The following is a 6,744-nucleotide window of genomic DNA, read 5'->3' on the forward strand; positions in this document are numbered from 1 at the left end:
AATACACTCTGGTTTACTCATATTATCAGTGCCAGGATAGCATAATGAAATAAAGTAAATCTTTATGTTTGGTAGTAGTGCTACTCGAGATACGAATTTTTTAGCTACTTGATCAGCTCTGTTTTTATCTAATTCGATTGCAATAACAAAGTCATTGCCATTGCCAAATACATCAATCGAATCTTTGTTAACTTCACTTGGAGAAAATTCAATTTTCCAGTCTATTTCAGGAAAAGCGTTAGAAAGGTTTTCAGCGACCTCATTTTGGAAAGCTTTAACTATTATTTTTTGATCGCTTTGCCGCTTACCGATATGTGATTCAAAATACTTTGAACATTCAATTACTGAAATGCAAGAAATTACTCTATCAAGAATTTCATTATACTCGGTTGATTTCGCATGCAATCTAGGTTTCAATATTTTTCTCAAAAAAATTACTATAAATTGTGATGCGACAATTCCGGTTCTAAAAATACAATAGCGTCAATGATATCTATATGATTATTTTTCCTCAATCACCTGAAAAAAAGTCTCATTTTCCTTAATCATCCCCAACTCATCCCGCGCCCGTTCTTCAATGGCTTCCTGGCCTTTGCGTAAGTCCAGGACTTCGGCATAGAGCGCGTCGTTACGCTCTTTTTTTTCTTTGGTTTTTTGTTTCAGGACATCGAGGCGGGCTTGGTATTCTTTAATTTGGGCAATACTGCCATCGCCCACCCACAAGCGGTATTGCAGGTGGATTATCAGTAAGATGACGATGGCGATTAGGATTTTGATTGGTTTATCCTCGCTAAACAGTATGGATTTATCAACCCTGGCTGGTTACTAATAACGTCCTTCGATTAGTTCAGGACGAACGGCAGGGGKTGATTCCGTTCGTGGTGAGCTTGTCGAACCATGAACAGAATCAACCTTTATCAGTAACTTTATCCTTATTCGTTGAACAATTACAACATTTTAAACGCGCTGCTTCCAGCGTATTTTGCTGCACTCCCCAATTCTTCCTCAATCTTCATTAAACGGTTGTATTTGGCAACACGGTCAGAACGGCTGAGTGATCCGGTCTTAATTTGCCCGGTTCCGGTTGCGACCGCCAAATCGGCAATGGTGGTGTCTTCGGTTTCGCCGGAACGGTGCGATACGACCGCAGAATACCCTGCTTTATGCGCCATATCAATAGCCGCCAAAGTTTCGGTTAAGGTGCCGATTTGGTTGACTTTAATCAAAATGGAATTGGCAATATTTTTTTCGATACCTTTCTTTAAGATAGCCGGATTGGTGACGAACAGGTCATCGCCGACTAATTGGATACGTCCGCCGAGTTTATCGGTCATGGTTTTCCAACCGTCCCAGTCGTTTTCGTCAAAGCCGTCTTCGATGCTGATGATGGGGTATTTGTTGACCCAATCGACGAAGAAATCTGCCATTGCCGTGGAGCTATAGGTTTTGTCTTCTGAAGCCAAGTCGTAAATACCGTCGTGATAATATTCAGAAGCCGCAGCATCCAAGCCTAAGTAAATGTCTTTGCCGGGCTTGTAACCGGCTTGTTCGATGGCTTGCAGGATCACGCTGATAGCCTCTTCATTAGATGACAGGTTAGGGGCAAAACCGCCTTCATCACCGACGGTGGTCGCCAAGCCTTTCGATTTCAAGACCTTGCTCAGGTTGTGGAACACTTCCGCGCCGTAACGAATGGCTTCGCGGAAAGTCGGCGCACCGACAGGCAATATCATGAATTCTTGCAAATCAACGCTGTTATCGGCATGGGAGCCGCCGTTGATGATGTTCATCATCGGCACCGGCATGATGAATTCGCCGGACTTGTTCAAGTCACGGTACAAAGGCAGGCTCTTTTCTTTGGCTGACGCGTGCGCCGCCGCCATCGACACCGCTAGCATGGCGTTTGCGCCTAAACGGGCCTTGGTGTCCGTGCCGTCGAGTGCGATCATCTTGTTGTCGATACCCGCTTGGTCTTCTGAATCCATACCGATGATGGCGGAGCGGATTTCGGTCTTGACGTTATTGACGGCATTCAACACGCCTTTGCCCAGATATCGGGTCTTGTCGCCGTCGCGCAGTTCAATGGCTTCGCGTTCGCCAGTTGATGCGCCGGAAGGTACCATCGCGCTGCCGACCACGCCGGACGCTAACACCACATCGGCTTCCAAGGTCGGGTTGCCGCGTGAATCCAAAATTTCTCGTGCTCGTATTTCTTTAATAACTGCCATTGCGTTTCCTATAAGGTTGTTTCAATTAAGGCGGTTGACTTGACCGCCTTGTCGATGGTTAATAAGACTTCCAGTAATTCTTTCATCCTGTGGAGTGGCCAGGAGTTCGGCCCGTCGCTAAGGGCTTCGGCGGGATTGGGATGGGTCTCCATAAAGATTCCGGCAATACCGACCGCCATCGCCGCGCGCGCCAATACTGGGACGAATTCACGCTGCCCACCTGAGTGCGTACCTTGTCCACCGGGCAATTGCACCGAATGGGTGGCATCGAACACGACCGGACATCCCGTATCGCGCATCACTGCCAGCGAGCGCATATCCGACACCAGATTGTTATAGCCGAACGATACGCCGCGTTCGCAGACCATAATCTGTTCGTTGCCTGTTGCCTTGGCTTTCTTTGCGACATGCACCATATCCCAAGGTGCCAGGAACTGGCCTTTTTTGATGTTCACCGGAATTCCATGGCTGGCAACAGCCTGGATAAAATTGGTTTGGCGGCACAAAAACGCAGGTGTTTGCATGACATCCACCACGGAGGCAACTTCGGCTAATGGGGTGTCTTCGTGGACATCCGTCAGCACCGGCACACCGATTTGTTGTTTGACCTTCGCCAGTATCTCCAGCCCTTTTTCTAAACCCAGGCCCCGAAAACTTTCGTGGGAAGAACGGTTGGCCTTATCGAACGAGGATTTGTAAATAAAGGGAATATTTAATTTTCCCGTTAACTCTTTAAGGGTGCCCGCCGTATCCAGTGCCAATTGCTCGCTTTCGATGACGCACGGCCCAGCAATCAAAAAGAATGGCTGATCCAGTCCTACTTCAAAACCGCATAACTTCATTGATTATGTTCCTTTTTGTGTTGTGCCGCTGCCGTTACGAAGCCGGAAAACAGCGGATGCCCTCGCCTTGGTGTAGACGTAAATTCGGGATGGAATTGGCACGCCAAAAACCAGGGATGGTCGGGGATTTCAATGACTTCCACCAACCGCCCGTCGATGGATTCGCCGGAAAAACGCATCCCCGCTTGTTCCAGTCTTTCAAAATATTGGTTATTGAATTCGTAGCGATGGCGATGGCGTTCGGTAATCACTTCTTTTTGGTACATCCGATACGCTAACGAGTCCGGTTTCAGGCGGCATTGTTGCCCACCCAAGCGCATAGAACCGCCCAGGTCGGACTGTTCGTCCCGAATTTCGAGCTGGCCTTTTTCGTCCATCCATTCGGTAATCAGGCCGATCACCGGATGCGGCGATGCCGGTAAAAATTCCGTACTGTGCGCGCCTTCTAAGCCCGCTATATCCCTGGCAAATTCGATGACAGCGACCTGCATGCCCAAGCAGATACCTAAATACGGGATCTTGTGTTCACGGGCATAACGCGCAGTGGCAATCTTACCCTCTATGCCGCGTTCGCCAAAACCGCCGGGCACCAGGATGGCATCGACGTGTTTAAGAATATCAACGCCCACGTCTTCAATGGTTTCAGAATCAATATAAGCGATCTTGACGCGGTGGCGGGTGGTTATGCCCGCATGGGTAAGGGCTTCATTTAACGACTTGTACGCATCCGAATGGTCGACATATTTGCCGACAATGGCTATCTTGACTTCGGACGTTGGATGCGCCAAGGCCTCAACCACCTGCTGCCATTCAGACAAATCGGCTGGCGGCACGTTAAGCCTTAGCTTGTTGACGACAATCTCATCCAAGCCTTGCTCATGGAGCAGGAGCGGAATCCGGTAAATGGAATCGGCATCCACTGCCGAGATGACGGCCTTTTCTTCGACATTAGTAAACAACGCGATTTTACGGCGGTCGCTTTCGGGTATGGGTTGCTCAGAACGGCACATCAAGATATCCGGCTGGATACCAATGGAACGCAGTTCTTTGACCGAATGCTGCGTAGGTTTGGTTTTAATTTCTCCGGCAGAGCGGATATACGGCACCAGGGTAAGATGGATGAACAACGCCCGTTCCGCGCCCAGTTCCACTCGCATCTGGCGGATGGCCTCCAGGAATGGCAGGGATTCAATGTCGCCAACCGTACCGCCGATCTCGATGATCGCAATATCCATGCCCTCCGCACTTTGGTAAATACGGTTCTTGATTTCATCGGTGATATGCGGGATGACCTGGACGGTCGCGCCCAGGTATTCGCCTTTGCGTTCCCTGCGCAATACGCTGTCGTACACTTGGCCGGTCGTGAAACTGTTTTTTCTGGAGAGTGTCGTTTTGAGAAAACGCTCGTAATGCCCTAAATCCAGGTCGGTTTCCGCGCCGTCTTCGGTCACGAAAACCTCGCCGTGCTGGAACGGACTCATCGTGCCTGGATCGACATTGATATAAGGGTCGAGCTTGGTCATGGTGACCTTAAGACCCCGCGCCTCCAGGATAGCTGCCAAGGAAGATGCGGCAATACCTTTGCCTAGCGATGACACAACACCGCCAGTGATGAAAATATATTTGGTCATGAAAAGTTGATTGGACTTCAGGTTGTCACTGACGTGCTGCTTGAAATGACTATTTTAATCGACATCGGGCGTGTCGTCATTGCCTTTTGGATTTATTTTATGGCGGATAATGCGTAAGCAGGGTTCTTTAGTGTCACAATAAAACTCAGCACTGACCCAATGTTCGCCGACTGCCGCCAATTTACCGTTCAGGTAGACCAGGGGAGTTATCGTTCTTTCCCACGGCGGGATGCCCGCTTCCTGATAGAGCTTCCTTAAGGAATGGTGGCCTTTACGCCCAGGTAACTCGATAGTTTCACCGCCAGAACGAAAATTGACGGTAATGCTGGAATTTCGCCAATGCTCACAAGAAATTCCGACAGATGATTCGATGGCTTCGTAACGCACATCATCCGATAGTTGTAATGAGGATTCGCCAGCAGGCCAATTCAATGTACCGCCTGATTTACGTTGCGAGGGTTTCAGGCAATACAGCGAGCCACGATAACGGCGAATACAATGACCTTGTGTTGTTAGTAAGGGATCAGCGCCTTCCTTAGCCGCGACGACTTGCTCAAGAATCCTTTGTATAAAATCCTGGCTGGGCATTTTCAAGCCCAGGCGATTCAACCATTGTCGGACGATTAATGCTTGTTGCAATAAGGGATGGCTTTGCAATCGGCTAATGGCTAAAGTGTTGTTGCCAGGATTCAGGGTTGTTGCCAGCCAATCATCGGCGATATTAGCCAACAAATCTTGGGCATTTGCGCAATGTTTGCCCGAACGGGACACCGTCTTCTCTATGGCAGGCCAGCGTTCCTTGAGTTTGGGAATAATGTCATTCCGCAGGAAATTGCGGTCGAAATGGTTGTGTTGATTGCTGGGGTCTTCAATCCATTCCAGTCTGTGTGTTTTGGCATATTCAATAATTTCAGCTTTGGAAATATCCAGCAATGGCCTTATTAACCTACCCTTACCAAACGCCACACTCTCCGGCATGCCGGACAAGCCCTTAAGCCCACTGCCACGAAACAATTGCAACAACACGGTTTCCAATTGATCCTCGGCATGTTGGGCGACGAGCAATAAATCACCGTTAGCCAACAACGGTTTCAAGGCAGCATAACGGGCATTACGGGCGGCTTCTTCCGGGCTTTCTCCAGGTGCAGCGTGGGCATGCACTGTCAAGCTGAGAAAATTTACACCCAGGTCATGGCAAACTTGCCCGCAGTGTTCGCTCCAACTTTCCGCCTCAGCCTGCAAACCGTGATTGACGTAAACGGCGGTGATTTTGGGTTTGAGGTGTTCAATAGACGCGCACAAATGCAGCAAGACATGGGAATCTATGCCGCCGCTGTAGGCTAGGTAAATGTTTTGGGCTGCGAGTAATCGTAAGTTGTGGGTGAGCTTTTGAACCCCAATGTAACAATTATCCGAATTATGATGTTGGGATTCGTTTTTCATCCTAATCTGTCGAGCTAACATTGTGTCGCTACCGCGACGGTTTGTTTAAATGCCAGTTCCGCACTGGCAGGCGGGCTACTTTTCTTTGCTTGTCCAAAGAAAAGTATCCAAAAGAAACGACCCCCGGATGCCGCTTGCTTCCTGCGTTCCTCAGTTTTGACGGGGGTTGCCGGAAGGGACTTCCTGTCCCTCCGGCAACGTGCGGCATCCCTGCCGCACCCCTACGGGCGATTCCCGCCAAAACCTCCGGTACTCGGCGCGGCATAACGGGATATGGCGATTGTCGTAGCATAGTAGGGTGGATTAGACGCGCAAAACAACAAGCTTTAATGATAAGTGAAGTGATTTTGCGCGTCGTAATCCACCATGTCGAAGTCCATCACATTCGGTGGGTTACGCCGCGCATAAACACCAGCTTTTGCTTAGTCACAGTGCGTTTGCGCGGCTAACCACACCCTACAACTAACCCACTTTTCGGAGGTATTTAGCCTATATATCAACAGGATATCTAGGAATAAATATCTTATTGGTTACAACTGCATTCATAATCTTATCAGCAAAAAACATCTTGATCCCTGGCTCACTAGATTGCCCGYCTAT

Annotated in this window: 7 protein-coding genes; 1 reads left to right on the forward strand and 6 read right to left on the reverse strand. The window is 49.0% G+C overall.

The features are described from left to right. The 6 genes from MGMO_RS17345 to tilS form a co-directional block, all read right to left on the reverse strand. On the reverse strand, nucleotides 1-417 hold a 417-nt coding region (locus MGMO_RS17345), incomplete at its 3' end, for a hypothetical protein (protein ID WP_152976400.1). Between the two features lie 84 nt (nucleotides 418-501). Beyond that, nucleotides 502-777: a cell division protein FtsB gene (gene ftsB / locus MGMO_RS17350; RefSeq protein ID WP_036308655.1), complete on the reverse strand. Its 276-nt coding sequence runs from the start codon at nucleotides 775-777 to the stop codon at nucleotides 502-504. Between the two features lie 170 nt (nucleotides 778-947). Then, complete coding sequence (gene eno, locus MGMO_RS17355) at nucleotides 948-2,228, reverse strand: phosphopyruvate hydratase (protein WP_023496383.1); 1,281 nt, start codon at nucleotides 2,226-2,228, stop codon at nucleotides 948-950. 8 nt (nucleotides 2,229-2,236) lie between these two features. Continuing rightward, nucleotides 2,237-3,070: a 3-deoxy-8-phosphooctulonate synthase gene (gene kdsA / locus MGMO_RS17360; RefSeq protein WP_023496384.1), complete on the reverse strand. Its 834-nt coding sequence runs from the start codon at nucleotides 3,068-3,070 to the stop codon at nucleotides 2,237-2,239. Continuing rightward, a complete protein-coding gene (locus tag MGMO_RS17365; protein WP_023496385.1) occupies nucleotides 3,067-4,701 on the reverse strand; it encodes a CTP synthase in 1,635 nt (544 codons plus the stop codon). Before MGMO_RS17365 ends, kdsA begins: the two co-directional genes overlap by 4 nt. A 54-nt stretch (nucleotides 4,702-4,755) precedes the next feature. Beyond that, nucleotides 4,756-6,144, reverse strand: coding sequence for a tRNA lysidine(34) synthetase TilS (gene tilS / locus MGMO_RS17370; RefSeq protein WP_082458427.1), 1,389 nt, complete (start codon nucleotides 6,142-6,144; stop codon nucleotides 4,756-4,758). Nucleotides 6,145-6,233: 89 nt separating this feature from the next. Between tilS and MGMO_RS20135 the strand changes: the two genes are divergently transcribed. Further along, a complete protein-coding gene (locus MGMO_RS20135; RefSeq protein ID WP_161808518.1) occupies nucleotides 6,234-6,593 on the forward strand; it encodes a hypothetical protein in 360 nt (119 codons plus the stop codon). The last annotated feature ends 151 nt before the right edge of the window (nucleotides 6,594-6,744 follow it).

The sequence above is a fragment of the Methyloglobulus morosus KoM1 genome (assembly GCF_000496735.2).
GTDB classification, from domain to species: domain Bacteria; phylum Pseudomonadota; class Gammaproteobacteria; order Methylococcales; family Methylomonadaceae; genus Methyloglobulus; species Methyloglobulus morosus.